The sequence below is a fragment of the Kitasatospora sp. NPDC006697 genome (genome assembly GCF_042869935.1).
Classification (GTDB): domain Bacteria; phylum Actinomycetota; class Actinomycetes; order Streptomycetales; family Streptomycetaceae; genus Kitasatospora.
Genome location: NZ_JBIAGU010000011.1, coordinates 251,348 through 268,803, shown reverse-complemented (window position 1 = coordinate 268,803; position 17,456 = coordinate 251,348). Strand labels below are relative to the sequence as shown.

General features: G+C 74.3%; 16 protein-coding genes. 8 read left to right on the top strand and 8 right to left on the bottom strand.

The annotated features are described in order from the left end of the window. The first annotated feature begins 150 nt into the window (after positions 1-150). From ACFYNO_RS18145 to ACFYNO_RS18120, 6 genes are all read left to right on the top strand, one after another. Positions 151-1,113, top strand: a complete 963-nt coding sequence (locus ACFYNO_RS18145; RefSeq protein WP_388012575.1) for a carbohydrate ABC transporter permease — start codon at positions 151-153, stop codon at positions 1,111-1,113. A 4-nt stretch (positions 1,114-1,117) separates the two neighbouring features. After that, positions 1,118-1,957: a carbohydrate ABC transporter permease gene (locus tag ACFYNO_RS18140; RefSeq protein WP_388012572.1), complete on the top strand. Its 840-nt coding sequence runs from the start codon at positions 1,118-1,120 to the stop codon at positions 1,955-1,957. A 10-nt stretch (positions 1,958-1,967) separates the two neighbouring features. After that, on the top strand, positions 1,968-2,750 hold the full coding sequence (locus ACFYNO_RS18135) for a DeoR/GlpR family DNA-binding transcription regulator (RefSeq protein WP_388012569.1): 783 nt from the start codon (positions 1,968-1,970) through the stop codon (positions 2,748-2,750). A 174-nt stretch (positions 2,751-2,924) separates the two neighbouring features. Next, a complete protein-coding gene (locus ACFYNO_RS18130) occupies positions 2,925-3,662 on the top strand; it encodes a (5-formylfuran-3-yl)methyl phosphate synthase (protein ID WP_388012566.1) in 738 nt (245 codons plus the stop codon). A gap of 8 nt (positions 3,663-3,670) precedes the next feature. Further along, entirely contained in the window at positions 3,671-5,047 is a 1,377-nt protein-coding gene (locus ACFYNO_RS18125) for an aldehyde dehydrogenase family protein (RefSeq protein ID WP_388012563.1), read from the top strand. After that, on the top strand, positions 5,044-6,147 hold the full coding sequence (locus tag ACFYNO_RS18120; RefSeq protein WP_388012560.1) for an alcohol dehydrogenase catalytic domain-containing protein: 1,104 nt from the start codon (positions 5,044-5,046) through the stop codon (positions 6,145-6,147). The genes ACFYNO_RS18125 and ACFYNO_RS18120 overlap by 4 nt, the downstream gene beginning before the upstream one ends. On the opposite strand, the gene ACFYNO_RS18115 is transcribed toward ACFYNO_RS18120, so the two are convergent. The 5 genes from ACFYNO_RS18115 to ACFYNO_RS18095 all read right to left on the bottom strand — a co-directional run bounded on the left by ACFYNO_RS18115 (position 6,119) and on the right by ACFYNO_RS18095 (position 11,966). Further along, positions 6,119-7,048, bottom strand: a complete 930-nt coding sequence (locus tag ACFYNO_RS18115) for a class I SAM-dependent methyltransferase (RefSeq protein WP_388012557.1) — start codon at positions 7,046-7,048, stop codon at positions 6,119-6,121. The two genes, ACFYNO_RS18120 and ACFYNO_RS18115, sit on opposite strands and share 29 nt — an antisense overlap. 142 nt (positions 7,049-7,190) lie before the next feature. Next, on the bottom strand, positions 7,191-8,369 hold the full coding sequence (locus ACFYNO_RS18110; RefSeq protein ID WP_388012554.1) for an alpha-hydroxy-acid oxidizing protein: 1,179 nt from the start codon (positions 8,367-8,369) through the stop codon (positions 7,191-7,193). A gap of 85 nt (positions 8,370-8,454) precedes the next feature. After that, entirely contained in the window at positions 8,455-9,708 is a 1,254-nt protein-coding gene (gene efeB, locus ACFYNO_RS18105; RefSeq protein WP_388012551.1) for an iron uptake transporter deferrochelatase/peroxidase subunit, read from the bottom strand. Further along, positions 9,705-10,982 carry an EfeM/EfeO family lipoprotein gene (locus ACFYNO_RS18100; protein WP_388012548.1) on the bottom strand — a complete coding sequence of 426 codons (1,278 nt, stop codon included), beginning with the start codon at positions 10,980-10,982 and terminating at the stop codon, positions 9,705-9,707. Before ACFYNO_RS18100 ends, efeB begins: the two co-directional genes overlap by 4 nt. A 102-nt stretch (positions 10,983-11,084) precedes the next feature. After that, on the bottom strand, positions 11,085-11,966 hold the full coding sequence (locus ACFYNO_RS18095; RefSeq protein WP_388012545.1) for an alkaline phosphatase family protein: 882 nt from the start codon (positions 11,964-11,966) through the stop codon (positions 11,085-11,087). A 303-nt stretch (positions 11,967-12,269) separates the two neighbouring features. On the opposite strand from ACFYNO_RS18095, the gene ACFYNO_RS18090 reads away from it, so the two are divergent. Both ACFYNO_RS18090 and ACFYNO_RS18085 read left to right on the top strand, forming a co-directional pair. Further along, positions 12,270-12,695: a hypothetical protein gene (locus ACFYNO_RS18090; protein WP_388012542.1), complete on the top strand. Its 426-nt coding sequence runs from the start codon at positions 12,270-12,272 to the stop codon at positions 12,693-12,695. 33 nt (positions 12,696-12,728) lie between these two features. Then, positions 12,729-14,168 (top strand): amidase, encoded by a 1,440-nt coding sequence (locus ACFYNO_RS18085; protein ID WP_388012539.1) that lies wholly within the window; start codon positions 12,729-12,731, stop codon positions 14,166-14,168. A gap of 266 nt (positions 14,169-14,434) precedes the next feature. On the opposite strand, the gene ACFYNO_RS18080 is transcribed toward ACFYNO_RS18085, so the two are convergent. From ACFYNO_RS18080 to ACFYNO_RS18070, 3 genes are all read right to left on the bottom strand, one after another. Beyond that, the gene (locus ACFYNO_RS18080) at positions 14,435-14,680 is read right to left on the bottom strand and encodes a LapA family protein (protein WP_388012536.1); all 246 of its coding nucleotides are present in this window, start codon (positions 14,678-14,680) and stop codon (positions 14,435-14,437) included. A gap of 46 nt (positions 14,681-14,726) precedes the next feature. Then, complete coding sequence (locus tag ACFYNO_RS18075) at positions 14,727-15,467, bottom strand: SDR family NAD(P)-dependent oxidoreductase (RefSeq protein WP_388012533.1); 741 nt, start codon at positions 15,465-15,467, stop codon at positions 14,727-14,729. A 67-nt stretch (positions 15,468-15,534) separates the two neighbouring features. After that, positions 15,535-17,382 (bottom strand): tetratricopeptide repeat protein, encoded by a 1,848-nt coding sequence (locus ACFYNO_RS18070; RefSeq protein ID WP_388012530.1) that lies wholly within the window; start codon positions 17,380-17,382, stop codon positions 15,535-15,537. Positions 17,383-17,456: the final 74 nt, after the last annotated feature.

Below are 17,456 nucleotides of genomic sequence, written 5' to 3'. Positions count from 1 at the left end.
GGGGCGGGGCCCCCCCCCGGCGGGGGGGGCCCGCCCCCGTCACCCGGCCCCCCCCCCCGCGGGGGCTTCCCCGGGGGGGGGGGCCGCCCCGGCGGGCCCCCCCCCCGCCTCCCGTCTCCCCTGCCCCGATCCCTCCAGGAGAACCCACCCGTGTCCGAGCAGACCACCACCCGGGCGCCGCAGCCGGCGCCCCCGCCCTCCGGCGCGCCGACCGCGCCCGTCCGGGCCTCCGCCGCCGGCGGCCGCAACACCCTGGCCCGGCTGGGCCCGTGGCCGTGGATCGGCCCCTGCGTCGCGCTGATCCTGCTGGTCGTGGTCTGGCCGGTGGTCGAGATGGTGATCACCTCCACCCACAAGATCAGCGGCCTGGGCATCGACGCCGGCTACAACGGCTTCGGCCGCTACCAGAAGCTCTTCGACGACGCCCGGCTCGGCCCGGTGATGGTGTGGACCCTGGTCTGGACCGTCCTGGTCGTCACCTTCACCATGGTGATCTCGCTGGCCCTGGCCCAGCTCTACAACCAGAACTTCCCCGGCCGCCGCCTCACCCGCTGGGCCCTGATCATCCCCTGGGCCTCCTCGGTGATCGTCACCTCGATCGGCTTCCGCTGGATGCTGGACGAGGTCGCCGGCGTGCTCAACCGCGCGATGATCGACCTCGGGCTGATCTCCTCCGCCGAGAACTGGACCGGAGACGCCGCGCACGCCAAGCCCTGGCTGATCCTGGTCGCCGTCTTCGTCTCCCTCCCCTTCACCACCTACACCCTGCTCGCCGGCCTCCAGACCGTCCCCGGCGAGGTCTACGAGGCCTCCAAGGTCGACGGAGCGGGCAAGTGGCAGACCTACTGGCGGATCACCCTGCCGCTGCTGCGCCCCTCCTTCCTGGTCGCCCTGGTGATCAACCTGATCAACGTCTTCAACTCCTTCCCCGTCATCTGGGGCATGACCCAGGGCGGGCCCAACACCGACACCTCGACCTCCACGGTGTTCATGTACATCCTCGGCCAGACCGACGTCGGCGAGGCCGCCGCGATGTCGGTGGTCAACTTCGCCGTCGTGATCGTCATGGTGCTGCTCTTCCTCAAGGTCAGCCGCTTCAACGAGGAGAACTGACGCCATGTCAACTGCCGCTCTCAAGCCCGCCTTCACCGTCAAGAAGGCAGTCGTCACCGCCACCGCCTGGCTGCTCGCCCTGGTCTTCCTGGCCCCCTACCTGGAGATGGTGGTCACCGCCGCCCGCCCCGCCAACGAGCTGCGCGACAACGGCTACCTGCCACACCACTTCGCCTGGAACAACTTCCTGGACGTCTGGTCCAGGACCACCATCGGCACCAACCTGGAGGTCTCCCTCCTGGTCGCCGGCGGCGCCACCCTGCTCACCCTGCTGATCGCGCTGCCCGCCGCCTACTACACCGCCCGCATCCGCTACCGCGGCCGCACCGCCTTCCTGCTGCTCGTCCTGGTCACCCAGATGTTCCAGCCCACCGCCCTCCAGGTCGGCCTGGCCCGCGAGTTCACCTCGCTGAACATGATGGACTCGGACCTCACGCTGATCGTGGCCAACGCCGCCTTCAGCCTTGCCTTCGCCGTCTGGATCCTCTCCGCCTACATCTCCTCCATCCCCGCCGAGTTGGAGGAAGCCGCGATGATCGACGGGACGAGCCGGGTCGGCGCGCTCTTCAAGGTCACTCTTCCGCTCGCCCTGCCCGGCGTCGTGACCTGCGTGATCTTCACCTTCATCACGGCCTGGAACGAGTTCGTGATGGGCCTGATCCTCGTCAACAGCCCGTCCAAGCAACCCCTCACCGTCGGCATCGACTCCATGATCGGCGCCTACCACCCCCAGTGGCACTACATGTTCGCCGCCTCCCTGGTCGCGATCGTCCCGGTCGTCATCCTGTTCGCAGCGATCGAACGCCATGTGGTCTCCGGGCTCACCGCCGGCTCCGTCAAGTAGCGGGGCCGCCGTGACCACCCACACCCGGCGCACCCGGCTGCTGGACATGCTCGGTGACCGCCACCGCATCGACGTGGCCGACGCCGCCCGCCAACTCGGCGTCTCCGCCGCCACCGTCCGGCGCGACCTGCGCGAACTCGCCCACCAGCAGCTGCTCACCCGCACCCACGGCGGAGCCGTCCAGGCCGGCGTCAGCTACGACCTGCCGCTGCGCTACAAGTCCACCCGCCGGGCCGAGGAGAAGCTGCGGATCGCCAAGGCCGCCGCCGCGCTCGTCCCGGCGGGCGCCGTGGTCGGCCTCACCGGCGGCACCACCACCTCCGAGGTGGCCCGCGAACTCGTCACCCGGCCCGACCTGATGACGGAGGACGAGGTCTCGCTGACCATCGTCACCAACGCCATCAACATCGCCGGCGAACTCGCCGTGCGGCCGTACGTGAAGACCGTGGTGACCGGCGGCATCGCCCGGCCCGCCTCCTTCGAACTGGTCGGCCCGCTGGCCGCGCTGGTCCTCGACTCGGTCTCGCTGGACTTCGCGGTGCTGGGCGTCAACGCGCTCGACGCCGTGGTCGGGGCCTCCACCTGTGAGGAGACCGAGGCCGGCATCAACCAGGCGATGGCCCGCCGGGCCCGCACCGTGGTGATCGTCGCCGACTCCAGCAAGCTCGGCCGGCGCGCCTTCGCCACCGTCTGCCCGCCGGAGGGGATCGACGTGCTGGTCACCGACACCGACGCACCCGCACCGCTGGTCGCGGCGCTGCGCGAGCACGGCATCGAGGTGCACTGCGTCTGAGATCCCCTTGCCCCCGTACCGGATCGACCAGCCGGGGCGGGGGTGGCGCACGCCGGGTCGGCGCCCCGCCCGCGCCACGCGCCCTACCGCACGCCTGCGGCCGCGGAGATGATGAGCAGACCGCAAGTGATCCACACGACGGCGCGGGCCGGCCCGCGGCGAAAGGAGTCCACGGTGTTGCTCCTGATCTCCCCGGACAGCGTCGAGGAGGCCCTCGACTGCGCGAAGGCCGCCGAGCACCTGGACATCGTCGACGTGAAGAAGCCGGACGAGGGCTCGCTCGGCGCCAACTACCCGTGGGTGATCCGGGAGATCCGGGAGGCGGTGCCGGCCGACAAGCCGATCTCCGCCACGGTCGGCGACGTGCCGTACAAGCCCGGCACGGTGGCCCAGGCGGCGCTCGGCGCGGCGGTCTCCGGCGCGACCTACATCAAGGTAGGCCTCTACGGCTGCAGCACGCCCGAGCAGGCGATCGAGGTGATGCGCGGCGTGGTGCGGGCCGTCAAGGACTACCGGCCGGACGCCTTCGTGGTCGCCTCCGGCTACGCCGACGCGCACCGGATCGGCTGCGTCAATCCGCTGGCGCTGCCGGACATCGCCGCCCGCTCGGGCTCGGACGCGGCGATGCTGGACACGGCGATCAAGGACGGCAGCCGGCTCTTCGACCACCTGCCGCCCGCGCTCTGTGCGGAGTTCGTCGAGCGGGCCCACCAGGCGCGGCTGCTGGCCGCGTTGGCGGGCAGCGTCAAGGCGGTGGACCTGGCCGAGCTGACCGCGATGGGTACCGACATCGTGGGCGTGCGCGGCGCGGTCTGCAGCGGCGGCGACCGCACGGCGGGCCGGATCCAGCCGCACCTGGTGGCCGCCTTCCGTGCCGAGATGGACCGCCATGCCGCCAACCCGGCAGGCTGACCGCGATCATGACGAAGCGTCACTTCGCCGTGGTCGACCCCGCCACCGGCGAGCCCTTCGCCGAGGCTCCCGACCAGCACCCCGACGAGCTGGATGCGATCGTCGAGCGCAGCCGCCGGGCCTGGCTGGGCTGGCGCGCCGACCCCGGCGCGCGCACCGCCGCGCTGCTGGCGGCGGCCGCGGCGGTGGAGGCGGCCGAGGCCGAGCTCGCCCCGCTGCTCACCCGCGAGCAGGGCAAGCCGCTGGCCGAGTCCCGGGCCGAGGTGGCCCGCACGGCCGCCCGGCTGCGCTACTTCGCCGAGCTCGCGCCCGGCCCGGCCCCGCAGCCGGTCGAGGACGGCCGCCCGGTGCGCAGCGAGCTGCGCTGGCGCCCGCTGGGCCCGGTCGCGGCGATCGTGCCGTGGAACTTCCCGCTGCAGCTGGCCTCGTCGAAGCTCGCGCCCGCCCTGGCAGCGGGCAACACGGTGGTGCTGAAGCCCTCGCCGTTCACCCCGCTGGCCACCCTCCGGCTGGCCTCGGCGCTGGCGGAGGCCCTGCCGCCCGATGTGTTCACGGTGGTCACCGGCCGGGAGCCGCTGGGTGCCCGGATGGCGGCGCACCCGGGGTTCCGGCACGTCACCTTCACCGGTTCGATCCCGACCGGCCGGGCGGTGGCGGCGGGCGCGGCGGCCTCGCTGGCCCGGGTGACCCTGGAGCTGGGCGGCAACGACGCGGCCGTGCTGCTGGACGACGTGGAGGTGCCGGCCGTCGCGGAGCGGTTGTTCTGGGCGGCGTTCCGCAACTGCGGGCAGGTCTGCATGGCGGTCAAGCGGGTCTATGTGCCGGACCGGCTGCACGGCGAAGTGGTGGACGCGCTCGCCGGGTTGGCGAAGGCGGTGGAGGTGGGCCCGGGCCTGGATCCGGCGAGCCGGCTGGGCCCGGTGAACAACGCGCCGCAGCTGGCCCGGGTCGAGGAGGTGACCGCCCGCGCGCTGGCGGACGGCGCCCGGGCGGCGGCGGGCGGCCACCGCCTGGACCGGCCCGGGTACTTCTTCGCGCCGACCGTCCTGACGGAGGTGCCGCCGGACAGTCCGGTGGTGGCCCGGGAGCAGTTCGGCCCGGTGCTGCCGGTGCTCCCCTACCGCGATCTGGAGCAGGCGTTGGCGGCCGCCAACGGCACCGGCTACGGTCTGGGCGGCTCGGTCTGGGGCAGCGACCCGGACCGGGCGCAGGCGGTGGCGGAGCGGCTGGAGTGCGGCACGGCCTGGGTCAACCACCACGCCGAACTGTCGCTGGCCCAGCCGTTCGCGGGCGTCAAGGAGAGCGGTCTGGGCGTCGCCGGCGGCCCGTGGGGGCTGCTGGGCAATCTGCAGCCGTTCGTCCTCCACCGCCCGGAGCGGCCGTGACCGGGCGGCGGTTCGCGGCGGCGGTGCTGCGCTCCTCCGACGGGCCGTTCGCCGTCGAGCAGGTGGAGTTGCGCGAGGGGCCGGGTCCGGGCGAGGTGGTGGTGGAGATCGCGGGCTGCGGGATGTGCCGGACGGATCTCGCGGTGCGCCGCTCGGCGGGGCGCTCGCCGCTGCCGGCGGTGCTCGGGCACGAGGGGTCGGGGGTGGTGGTGGAGACCGGCGGTCCGGGGACGGGGCTGGCGGTGGGCGACCACGTGGTGCTGAGCTTCGACTCCTGCGGCCGGTGCCGCGGCTGCCTGGCGGCTGCTCCCGCCTACTGCGACTCCTTCGCCGAGCTCAACCTGTTCGGCGGCCGGACGGCGGATGCGGGCCGGCTGGTCGACGCGGCCGGGCGGCCGCTGGCGCCGCGCTGGTTCGGCCAGTCCTCCTTCGCCGCATACGCGCTGGTGTCGGCCCGCAACGCCGTCCGGATGGATCCGGCGCTGCCGCTCGATCTGCTGGGTCCGCTCGGCTGCGGCTTCCTGACCGGCGCGGGGGCGGTGGTGAACACCTTCCGGCTGGGGCCCGGTGACACCTTCGCGGTGTTCGGCGCGGGCGCGGTGGGCCTGGCGGCGGTGCTGGCGGCCTCGGCGGCGGGGGCGGTGACGGTGGCGGTGGACCGCCGGCCGGCCCGGCTGGAGCTGGCGGAGCGCTTCGGCGCCGTCCCGCTGCCCGCCGACACGGCCGCACTGGCGGAGCGGATACGGAAGCTGACGGACGGCGGCGCGCGGTTCGCGCTGGACACCACGGCGAGCGTGCCGCTGATCAACGACGCCCTGCGCGCGCTGCGGCCCGCCGGCCAGCTGGCGCTGGCGGCCCGGCTGCCCGGCGAACTGCCGTTGCAGCCGGGCACCTTGGACCGCGGCCGGCGCCTTTCGCACCTGTGCGAGGGCGATGCGGTGCCGGCCCTGCTCGTCCCCCGGCTGGCCGCGCTCTGGCAGGCCGGGCGGTTCCCCTTCGACCAGTTGGTCCGGCGCTATCCGCTGGCCGACATCCGGCAGGCCGAACTCGACTGCGAGGCCGGGCTGGTGGTCAAACCCGTGCTGGTTCCGGAGCGTTGACCGGCCGCTTGGCGGCGAACACCCAGCGGTTGCCGCCGAGCGCGTCGTGCCGTTCGGGCAGCGGGCCGCGCCCGTGCCGGCGGGTGAACTCGAAGGGGGTGTGCACCGAGGTGGTCCAGCCCCGGCCGGCGAGGCTGCCGGCCGAGTCGGGGCGGGCGCCGAGGTCGAAGAGGGTCAGCAGGTCGATGCCGATCTGCCGGGTGGTCTCGGTGTAGATCGGGCTGTCCCGGTAGTCCAGCAGGTTCTTCTCCAGCTTGACCTCGAAGGCCAGTGCGCTGCCCTCGGCGCTCAGCCGGTCCACGGTGTCGATCAGGAAGGTCTCGGCGGCGCTGGTCAGGTAGAAGAGCAGGCCCTCGGCCAGCCAGACGCTGGGGGCCGCCGGGTCGAAGCCGGCGCCGGTGAGCGCCGTGACCCAGTCGGCCCGCAGGTCGACCGGGACGGGGACCCGCCGGGCCCGCGGGGCGGCGTCCAGCCCGGTGAGCACCCGCTCCTTGAAGTCCAGCACGCCGGCCCGGTCGACCTCGTAGACCGCGCAGCCCTCCGGCCAGTCCAGCCGGTACGCGCGCGAGTCCAGTCCGGCGCCGAGCAGGACGACCTGGCGGGCGCCGTCGCCGACCGACCGGAGCAGGAAGTCGTCCAGCACCCGGGTGCGCAGCCCGAAGTAGCGGGCGAACCGGCCCCAGAGCGGGTTGGTGTCGCCGTCCGGCACCTGGTGGATGCGCACCGGCCAGCCGGCGGCGGCCGGTGCGGCGAGCACGAAGTGCTCCGCGAAGTCGTCGCGGGCCAGGCTGTCGTGGCGGTGGGTCTCGATCGCGCGGGCGGCGGCCACCAGCAGCGCCGTCATGCCGACCCCGCCTTCCACGCCGTCCGTGCCGGTGTTGCGATGGGCTGTGCCGACCATCTGTCCTCCGCATTCCCGATCCGATGCCGAACCCGGACGTCCTGAAGCAGGATCCAACCGGTGCCCGGGGGCCGCCCGACCCGCCAGCCGAGTTCACTCGATCGAGTGAACTCGGCCCAACTCGCTTGCCGGATACCGATGATCAGATCCGCCACAGCGCTCCCTCGGCCCGCAGGTCGGCCAGCGCCGGGTAGCCGTCCACCGCCATGATCAGGTCGGCCTCGGCGAGCAGCGTGCGCAGCACGTGCACCACTCCCTCGATGCCCGCCAGCGCCAACCCGTAGGCGTAGGGCCGGCCGACGCCCACCGCCGTGGCCCCGAGCGCGAGCGCCTTGACGGCGTCGGCGCCGCTGCGCACCCCGGAGTCGAAGAGCACCGGCAGCCCGTCGGCGGCCGCCACCACACCGGGCAGCGCCTCCAGCGCGGGCAGCCCGCCGTTGGCCTGCCGCCCGCCGTGGTTGGAGCAGTAGACCGCGTCCACCCCGCCGTCCCTGGCCCGCCGCACGTCCTCCGGGTGGCAGATGCCCTTGAGCACGATCGGCAGCTCGGTGAGCGAGCGCAGCCAGGGCAGGTCCGCCCAGGTCAGCGGGTTGCCGAAGACCCGGACCCACTCCAGCACGGCGGCGCCGGGGTCCTCCTCGGGCGTCTTCGCCAGCCGGGCCCGGAAGACCGGGTCGCTGGTGTAGTTGGCCAGGCAGTGGCCGCGCAGCTGGGGGAAGTTGCCGGCCGCCAGGTCGCGCGGCCGCCAGCCGGTGATCCAGGTGTCCAGGGTCACCACGATGCCCTTGAAGCCGGCCGCCTCGGCCCGGCGCACCAGGCTCTCGGCCAGCGCCCGGTCGGTGGGCGTGTAGAGCTGGAAGAAGCCGGGCGTGTCGCCGAACTCGGCCGCCACCCGCTCCATGGGGTCGACGGTCAGGGTGGAGGCGACCATCGGCACGCCGGTGCGGGCGGCGGCCCGCGCGGTGGCCAGGTCGCCGTGCCCGTCCTGGGCGCAGAGCCCGATCACCCCGACCGGGGCCATGAAGAGCGGGGTGGGCAGCCGCAGGCCGAACAGCTCCACCGAGAGGTCGCGCCGGGTGGCGCCGACCATCATCCGCGGCAGCAGTCCCCAGCGTTCGAAGGCGCTGGTGTTGGCCCGCTGGGTGGTCTCGTCGCCCGCGCCGCCCGCCACATAGGAGAGCACGGAGGGCGGCAGCGCGGCCTGCGCCCGGGCCTCCAGCTCGCTGTGGTTCATCGGCAGGCTCGGCAGCACGCCGGCCAGGCCGTTGAAGTAGATCTCGTTCTGGTAGTCGCCGAACTGTCCCTGCGGCTTCTCGTGCACGGCTCTCTCCGTCGTCTGGTCCGACCGGTGGCAGCCCCAGCCTGCCTCCCGCGCGGCGCGGGAGCCAGGTCCGGGGTGCCCGGGGTCAGGCCAGCAGGGCGGCGCCGAAGGTGTCGGTCGGGCTGCTGACGCCGGGCAGCGCGAAGAAGTAGCCGCCGCCGGTGGGTGAGATGTAGTCGACCAGCGGCTCGCCGGCCAGCCGCTGCTGGACGGCGGCGAACTGGCGCTCCACGTCCTGCTGGTAGCAGCAGAAGATCAGGCCGACGTCCAGGTTGCCGGCCAGGTCGAGTCCGCGCTCGTAGGTGTAGCCGCGGCGCAGGATCTGCGAGTCGGCGCTGTCGGGCGTGCGGGGGTTGGCGAGCCGGATGTGGGCGGTGTTCGGGATGATCAGGCCCAGCTGGTCGCCCTGGTAGTCGGGCAGGTCGGTCTCCTTCGTGCCGGTCAGCGGGGCGCCGGAGTCGCGGCGGCGGCCGATCATCTGCTCCTGCTCGTGCTGCGAGACCCGGTCCCAGAACTCGACCAGCATCCGGATGATCCGGATCACCTGGTAGGAGCCGCCCTCCACCCAGGCGGGCTCGCCGTTCGCGTTGCCGTGGGTCCAGACCAGCGCGTCGGCGGTGGCCTGGCTGGCGGTGTCGGGGTTGGCGATGCCGTCCTTGAAGCCGAGCTGGTTGCGCGGGGTGCCGCTGGGGCGGGGCGCGGCGTGGAAGCCGTCGACCTTCCAGGCGGCCTGCAGCAGGCCGCGGGTGTGCCGGGTGAGGTCGCGCAGCGCGTGCATCACGGTGTCCCGGGAGTCGGCGCAGATCTGCAGCGAGAGGTCGCCGTGCAGCTCGGTGGAGCCGGCCAGGTCGTCGTCCGGGAAGGCGGGCATCGCGGTGAGCTTGGCGGGCTTGCGGTCGGCCAGGCCGTAGCGGTGGTCGAAGAGCGAGGCGCCGACGCCGACGGTGACGGTCAGGCCGTCGGCGGGGATCACCGGGCCCAGGGTGGCGCTGTCGGTGGGCGGCGAGGCCAGGTCGGTGGCGGGCACCGGGCCGCCTGCGGTGAGCACCCGCACCCGGTCGGTGAGCACGGCGAACAGCTGCTTGAGCGCGGCCCTGTCGGGGGCGAGCACGCTGAACGAGACGAAGCTCGCGGCGGCTTGCGGCGGGGTGGTGATGCCGGCCTGGTGCGGTCCGTGGAAGGCGATGGCGCGCCCGGAAGGGTCGGTGTCGGCTGCGGCTCCGGCGGCGGCGAAGGCGCCGGTCAGCGCCCCGGCGCCGAGTGCCGTGCCGAGGCCGGCGCCGCGCAGGAAGGAGCGGCGGTGCAGGCCGCGGGCGAGGGTGGGTTCGGCGGCGCTCATGCGTGGTTCCTCGGGGTCAGCAGGTTGGGCACGGCGGCGAGTTGTTCCAGCAGGGCGCCGACCTGGCCGTCCAGCGCCCGGCGTTGCCCGGCGGGCAGCTGGGCGACCGGCGTCCAGCCGCCGCTGGGCTTCTTGAAGGCGTCCACCGCGTGCTCCAGGACGGGCAGTTGCTGCTGCAGCCGGGTGAGCAGGCCGGGGTCGCGGGGCTGGATCAGCGGGGCGAGCACGCTCAGCACCTCCTCGGTGCCCTGGACGTTGGCCTGCAGGGTGGCCAGGGTGCTGCCGCTGCCGTAGTCGGCGATGCCGCCGAGCTGGAACTGCAGGGCGTTCTCCAGGATTTCGTGGGCGCGCAGCGGCAGGGTGCCGGGGTCGGTGTCCTCGCTGGGGAAGTCCTCGATCAATCCGGCGGCGTCGGTGACGAGTCGCCGGCTGATCGGGCGCAGCTGATCGGGCCGGGCGCCGTGCCAGAGGCCGTGTTCCAGGGCGAAGAAGCCGGTCCAGCCGGGGGTGTCGACGCCTTGGGCGAGGCCGCCGGCCATGCCGTTCATCGCGCTGTCGAAGTCGCCGAAGGAGCCGTAGGCGGCGCCGAGGCGCTCGTAGGCGAGGTGGGCGGTGAGCCAGTCGGCGCGGGCGGCGTCGAGGTCGCCGCGGGCGAGGTCGCCGTCCAGGGTCTGCACGGCGGCGAGCAGTTCGGGCAGTGCGGCGCTGACGTAGGCGCGGTAGGCGGTGACCGGCGCGCTCAGGTCCATGTCGTTCATCGGCAGGTAGCCCCGCACGGCGCCGGCGGCGGTGCCGGTGACGGCGATCGTGCCGGTGGTCTGCACGGGCCCGCTGGAGAAGACGCAGCGCACCGCGTAGGAGCCGCCGGTCAGCGTGGTGGCCAGCGGCAGGGTCCGCTTGGGGCCGAGCCAGGGGATCTCGGCGTAGGCGAGCTTGGCGTCGGCGGAGACGACGTAGACCGAGACGTACACGTCGGAGGTGTTGGTGACACTGAACGAGACCGGCCCGGCCGGGAGTTGTGCGGGTGCCTGGCCGCAGCTCGCGGTGTTGACGCTGAGCGCCGCGCCGGGCGGCTGCGGGGTGGAGGAGCCGGCCGGGGCGGTGGCCAGCAGGGCGGCGGCGGTGCCGATCACCAGCAGCCCGGCGGCGGCGCCCTGCACCGGCCGGCGGCGCAGCAGCGCGAACGGGCGGCGGGTCGGCGCGTCCGGTGCGTCCGGTGCGTCCGGAACGGTGGCGGCGGCGGGCACGTCCTCGGGGGTGGGCGGCTCGGTCATGGCCGGGTGCTGCTCCTTGGCTCGGGCGGACGGCCGCCCGGCCCCGGCGGGTGGACCGGGGTCGGGCGGCCGGACGGGGTGTCAGTTGGTCCCGAGGGCGGGTCAGCCGCCCCAGATGTCGGTGATCGGCGCGGCGGTGGCGCTGCTGCCGACCGCCGCCAGGCCGTACATCTGCTCCAGGGTGGAGAGCACGTTGTAGTGGTTGATGGTCTCGCTGTACCGGCCGTTCAGCACGTGCGCACCGTAGAAGATGGTGGGGATCTGGTTGCTCTCGGTGTAGTCGTCCTCGTCCCAGGTGACGACCAGCAGGCTGTTGTTGGCCTTGGCCCAGGCGGCGTAGGCGGAGAGGTTGTTCTTCAGCCAGGTGTCGCCCTGCGCGATGGTGCCGTCGTGCATGTCGTCGTTCAGGTTCGGGATGACGAACGACACGGTGGGCAGGTTCGCGTAGTTGCTGCTGCTCGGGAACGCGGTGTACGGCTGCTGGTCGGCAGCCGGCACGTTGCTGAAGTTGGCCCACGGGGCGTGCTTGCGGGCGTAGGCGCCGGAGGTGCACTTGGTGGAGCCGGCCGAGGGCAGGCCCTCGGAGTAGCCGACGAAGGTCTTGCCGGCGGCCAGCAGCTCGGAGCCGAGGTTGGCCTTGGTGCCCTCGCTGACCGGGCAGGCGTCGGAGGAGAGGCCGAAGGTGCTGCCGCCGAAGATCGCCATGTAGTTCGGCTCGCTCGGGTGGCTGACGCCGAACGAGGAGGTCATCAGCGCGCCGGTGTTGGCCAGCGTGTTGATGTACGGGGCGTCGGCGGTGTCGCCGATGATGTCGCTGTAGGAGTGGTTCTCCTCGACCACCACGACCACGTGCGAGTAGGCCGGGACGGCCGTCGCGGTGGCGGAGGCGGCGGCGGTGCCGGTGCCGGAGAGGGCGGTGGCGGCGGCGAAGGCGGTGGTCAGGGCGGCGGCGCAGCTGCCGGCCAGGCGCGACCTGGTACGCATGGTGAACTCCTGGGGACCGAGGTGGGACGGACCGCGCGGAGCCGCGCGGCCGCGTACGGGCAGGGAACACTGGTGCGGGGCATGAGCGTATGCGTCCGGCACCGAAAAGAGTTGTCCATGGACCGTCAATTGTATGAACAGTGTCGGGCTGTTGGCGGCCGCGCCGGTTTCGCGCTGCGCCGCGTCTCAGCAGGTGGGCAGTCCGTTTCCGGATGGTCCGGACGCCTCGGCCGGGCGGCGTGCCCGGCGGATGCGGTACCGTCACCGTCTCGACCCGACCCGAAGGCTGACGACCCCTCACCCATGCCGCAGCTCCGCTCCACCCTCGACCGCTACGAATCCACCTGGCGCCGCTGGCTCCCCCGGGTGCTCTGCCTGGCCGCCGTGCTGTTGATGCCGTGGATCGTCACGCTGGGGCTCACCGTCCAGGGCCACTTCGGCAAGCGCAACCTCTCCAACGCCTGGGTCTGGTTGGACGTGCTGGAGGCGGCCGCGCTCCTGCTGCTGGCCGCGCTGGTCGCCCGCCGCCACCGCTCCACCAGTCCGATCGCCTCGGCGACGGCCGTGCTGCTCGGCATGGACGCCTTCTTCGACCTCTGGTCCGCGCACCGCGGCCAGGCCTTCGAGATCGCCGAGCTGATGGCCTACTGCGCCGAACTGCCCAGCGCCGCGCTGCTCGCGGTGCTCTCCTGGTACTCGCTCGACTGGGCTGCCGCGCACCGCGGCTGACTGTCCGAACCGTCCGACCGGAAGGGACCGCCGATGACCGACCCCATGCTCGACCCGTTCACCCCGGCCGTCGAACTCGCCGCGGCGATCCGCCGCCGGGAGCTCAGCCCGGTGGAGGTGGCGGACTGCTACCTGGCCCGGATGGACGCCCTCGACCCGGGCCTGAACGCCTTCTGCCACCGCGACGACGAGGCGGTGCGCACGGCCGCCGCCGCCGCGGCCGACGCGGTGCTGCGGGCCGGCTCGCCGGAGGAGCTGCCGCCCTTCCACGGCGTGCCGCTGCCGGTCAAGGACCTGCTGGAGGTGGCGGGTTGGCCCACCACCTTCGGCTCGGCGGGCGCCGCCAAGGAGCCCTCGCAGGCCTCCGACCCGGTGGTGCGCCGGTTCACCGCGGCGGGCTTCCTGCCACTGGGCAAGACCACCACCTCCGAGTTCGGCACCCTGCCGTTCACCGAGTCCCCGGCGCTGGGCACCACCCGCAACCCGTGGGACCGCGAGCACACCCCCGGCGGCTCCTCCAGCGGCTCGGCGGCGGCCGTGGCGGCGGGGCTCGCGCCGATCGCGCACGCCTCGGACGGCGGCGGCTCGATCCGCATCCCGGCCTCCTGCACCGGACTGGTCGGCCTCAAGCCCACCCGCGGCCTGGTCACCGGCTCGACCATCGCCGTGGAGGGCCTGAGCACCAGCGGCGTGCTCAGCCACACGGTGGCCGACACCGCGGCCGCGCTGGACGTGCTGGCCCGGCACGACCCGGCCGCCTGGTGGTCTCCGCCGACCCGGCGGCCCTCGCTGACCGCCGCGCTGGACGGCCCCGCGCCGACCGGCCTGCGGATCGGCGTGCTGGCCGAGTCCCCGCTCGAGGGCATCACCGTGGACCCGGCCTGCACGGCGGCGGTGGACCGCGCCGTGCGCGCCCTGGAGGCGGCCGGCCACCACGTGGTCGACGGGCCGCTCCCGCTGCCGCCCGGCGGTGAGCTGGCCGCGGCCTTCACCACGATCTGGAACACCGGCGGCGCCTCCTACCCGGTGGCCGACCCGGAGCTGGTCGAGCCGCACAACCGGGCGCTGCGCGAGGCGGCCCGGGCCACCGACTCCTGGGAGTACGTGCAGGCGGTGAAGCGCACCCAGCAGCTCTCCCGCCGGATCGTCGAGGGCTTCACGGCGCACGTCGACCTGCTGGTCACCCCGACCATGGCCTGCCTGCCGCCGCGCCACGGCACGCTGCTGGCCGGCGCCGGGGCCCAGCCGCTGATGCCGCTGCTGAACAGCTACCCGATGGCCGTCTTCACCTCGATCTTCAACGTGACCGGGCAGCCGGCGATCTCGCTGCCGCTGCACCACGACGGGGCGAGCGGACTGCCGGTCGGCGTGCAGCTGGTCGCGGCGCCCTGGCGCGAGGACCTGCTGCTGCGGGTCGCCCGCTCGCTGGAGCTGGCGCTGCCTTGGGCGGGCCGCCACCCGGTGGAACCCTGACGGTCCGCCGGGGTCTCAGGGCGTGACGGCCGGGAACTCCGGGGCTCGCCGCCGACGGTTTCATCCCGGCCCGCGCCGCCTGGGCATGGGGCGACACCGCCGCCCGGTTCGCGGCGGCGGTGTCAGGGGTGGCGGGCCTGGGGGGTGTAGGACTCGGCGGGTGGTCTCCCGTTCTCGGGGCCGGGGCCTTCCTCGCCCGCCGGCCTGGTTCGGGCCCCGTCGGCGGCGATGCCGATGGTCCGAACGGGGGAACCCCGCGCCCCGGGTCAGCCGCCCTTGGCGCGGCGCCGGGCGGCCAGCCAGCCGATCGCCGCGCCGACCAGCAGGGTGACCGCCAGGACCAGCCAGAGCGGCATGGTGACGGTCGGCACCCAGAGCCTGACCTGCACCGAGGCGGTGTTGGCGGCGATGAACCAGATCGCCACCACCGCCAGCAGCAGCATGCCGATCGTGCGCAGCCGCACCTCGCGGCCCCGGATGGTGATGCTCGACCTGCTCTTGTTCTCAGCCATCCACCCACTATCGCGGCGCCGTGACCGGCCCGCCCGGCGGCGGTCCTCAGACCGTGTAGCCGCCGTCCACGGCGATCGCGGTGCCGGTGATGAAGTTGCCGGCCGGGCCCGCCAGGAAGGCGACCGTGGCGGCGATGTCCCCGACGACGCCGTACCGGCCCAGGGCGGTGAGGCCGGCCTGGAAGTCGGCGGTCTCGCCGTCGGCCGGGTTCATGTCGGTGTCGATCGGACCCGGGTCCACGACGTTGGCGGTGATGCCGCGGGAACCCAGCTCCCGGGCCAGGCCCTTGGTCAGGCCGATCAGCGCCGACTTGGCCATCGCCTGCAGCACCAGGCCGTCGCCGGGCACCCGCCCGTTGAAGCAGGAGCCGATGCTGATGATCCGGCCGCCGTCGGCCATCTGCCGGGCCGCGGCCTGGGCGGACAGGAAGACCGAGCGGACGTCGATCGCCAGCACCCGGTCCAGCTCGGCGGTGGTGATCTCGTCCAGCGCGCCGTAGGTGAAGTGGCCCGCGTTGTTCACCAGAATGTCCAGCCGGCCCAGCTCGCCGATGGTCCGGGCCACGGCCGCCTCGGCGTCCCCCGACTCCGCCAGGTCGGCGCGGATAGCCACCGCCGTGCCGCCCTCGGCCTCGATCTGCTTGACCACCTCGCTCGCCCGGTCGGCGGCCTGCACGTAGGTGATCGCCACCGCCGCGCCGGCGGCCGCCAGCCGGCGGGCCACCTCCGCACCGATCCCCCGGCTGCCGCCGGTCACCAGCGCCACCTTGCCGGTCAACTCGCTCATCGTCTGCTCCTCTGTAGTCGGTGCGTCGGGCACACCAGGACTGTAGGAGCTGACACCGGTGTCAGGTTCAACCGCGGCGGAAGAGCCGGCCGAAGCGGCGGCGCCGCTCCTCCTCGACGGCGGGCAGCGCCGGCTGCCCGGGGCTGCCGTCGAGTCCGCGGGCCAGGTCGAGCGCCGGCCGGTCCGCCCAGGGGCAGCAGAGCATCAGGGCGCCGAGCGAGCGGAGGATGGTGACCTCGCGGCGCTGGGCGCTGCGGGCCGCGTCCGCCAGGCGCTCGGCGAGCAGGGTGCCGATGTCCTCGCGGGTCCCGGGGTCGGTCCAGGCGATGGCGACCAGGGCCAGGCCGGCCGCCTCCACCACCCAGTCCTCGGCGCCGAGCAGCAGGTCGGCCAGCACCCGGCGGCGCTCGGACTCCGGCCAGGGCTGGTCGGTGCGGTGGTGGGCCAGGCCGAGGCAGGCGAAGGACTGGACGGCGCGGACCCAGAGCTCGGGCTGGTGGGCGAGCAGCGCGCGGCCCAGCTCGTCCTCGGGCGGCAGCGGCGGGTGGGCCATCGCGCCGAGCAGGTCCGCGACCGGCAGGCCGGCCAGCCGGACCGCGTGGTCGTAGGCGGCCGGCAGGGTGGACCAGCTGACGGCGGCGGTGGCCCGGATCAGCTCGGCGGCCGCCGGGGCCGGCGGGGGCACCGCCGGGGTGGCCGCCAGTCCGTCGAACTGCCAGATCCGGTGGGTGACCTGACGCAGCGTCAGCCGCGGGTCGGGCTCGGGCAGCGAGCCGTAGCCGATGGTGGCGTTCGGGAAGGCCAGCCTCAGGGCCAGCGCGGAGCTGGGCGGCTCCAGTTGGGAGGCGGTGCACTCGAGCTCGTGGTGCCGTTCGGTGCCGGGCGCTTCGAGGAACTGGTGCAGCACGTTGACGGTGGCCTCGCTGGCTCCGTGCACCATGCCCAACCAGGGCTGGCGGCGGCAGAGTTCGGCCAGCAGCTCGGGAGCGTAGCCGTGGTCGGGGTGGGCCCGGTGGTGGTCGTGCAGCGCGAGCAGGTGGGCCCGGTCGCCGTCCGCGCAGTAGCGCAGGCCGTGCCGGGCGGGGGCGGCCTTGGGGTGGGCGGGGTCGGTGGCGAGCGCCCGCTCCAGCCAGGGCAGGCCCTCGGCGGGGCGGCCGGTGGCGCCGTACAGCTCGGCCACGTCCACGGCCAGGTAGCCGTCGAACTCGCGGGCCAGCTCGGTCTCCCAGACCTGCAGCGCCTGGGCGGGGCGGCCGTCGGCCCGCAGCGCGTTGCCGAGCATCACGGCGGCCAGGTGGCCGGCGTCGATCCGCTGGGCCTGCTCGGCCAGCCGGACGGCCTCGGCGGTGTCGCCGAGCCGGCGGACCAGGCCGGAGGCCATGGCCAGCAGCAGCACGTGCTCGGGGTGCCGGGCGGCCAGCGCCCGGGTCAGCTCCTCGAAGGGGCGCAGCACGGTCCGGCGCTCCTCGGGGAGCTGGTCCGGCAGGCCGCTGTTGACCCGGGAGACGGCCTGGGCGAAGGAGTCGGGCTCCAGCCGGTCGACGGTCTCCGGAGCGGTCAGCCAGGCCGCACCGGCCCACGGGCGGCTGTGGTCGAAGCGGATCGCGGAGGCGAGCATCCCCACCGCGTTCTCCAGGTCGCCGGCGGCCGCCTCGACGTGCGCGCGGCAGACCAGGGTGCCGAGGTAGACCTCGCCGTCGAGCGGGAAGAGCGCGCGGGCCTCCGCCGGACCGCCGGCCCGGGCGCAGAGCTGGGCCAGCGCCTCGTGCGCCGCCGGCAGCTGGGGGTCGGCCAGCAGCGCGTCGGCCAGGTGGGCGGCCGCGTGCGAGAGGTTGTCCGAGTGCAGCGCCAGCCGGGCCACCGCCACCTCGCCCTGCGCCGTCAGCCGCCCGTCCCCGCACTCCGGGTGCTCCATGGCCCCGCCCCCCACCGCTCGCTCGTCCAACTCGGCGTTCTCGCAGGCGAGGCTATCCGCCCGCCCGTTCGGGT

Bases quoted from the DNA above. Each gene is read 5' to 3' on its own strand.
- ACFYNO_RS18070 (WP_388012530.1), bottom strand. From the start codon at position 17,382: ATGGAGCACCCGGAGTGCGGGGACGGGCGGCTGACGGCGCAGGGCGAG.
- ACFYNO_RS18115 (WP_388012557.1), bottom strand. From the start codon at position 7,048: ATGGTCGGCACAGCCCATCGCAACACCGGCACGGACGGCGTGGAAGGC.
- ACFYNO_RS18080 (WP_388012536.1), bottom strand. From the start codon at position 14,680: ATGGCTGAGAACAAGAGCAGGTCGAGCATCACCATCCGGGGCCGCGAG.
- ACFYNO_RS18100 (WP_388012548.1), bottom strand. From the start codon at position 10,982: ATGACCGAGCCGCCCACCCCCGAGGACGTGCCCGCCGCCGCCACCGTT.
- ACFYNO_RS18140 (WP_388012572.1), top strand. From the start codon at position 1,118: ATGTCAACTGCCGCTCTCAAGCCCGCCTTCACCGTCAAGAAGGCAGTC.
- ACFYNO_RS18085 (WP_388012539.1), top strand. From the start codon at position 12,729: ATGACCGACCCCATGCTCGACCCGTTCACCCCGGCCGTCGAACTCGCC.
- efeB (WP_388012551.1), bottom strand. From the start codon at position 9,708: ATGAGCGCCGCCGAACCCACCCTCGCCCGCGGCCTGCACCGCCGCTCC.
- ACFYNO_RS18125 (WP_388012563.1), top strand. From the start codon at position 3,671: ATGACGAAGCGTCACTTCGCCGTGGTCGACCCCGCCACCGGCGAGCCC.
- ACFYNO_RS18095 (WP_388012545.1), bottom strand. From the start codon at position 11,966: ATGCGTACCAGGTCGCGCCTGGCCGGCAGCTGCGCCGCCGCCCTGACC.
- ACFYNO_RS18090 (WP_388012542.1), top strand. From the start codon at position 12,270: ATGCCGCAGCTCCGCTCCACCCTCGACCGCTACGAATCCACCTGGCGC.
- ACFYNO_RS18075 (WP_388012533.1), bottom strand. From the start codon at position 15,467: ATGAGCGAGTTGACCGGCAAGGTGGCGCTGGTGACCGGCGGCAGCCGG.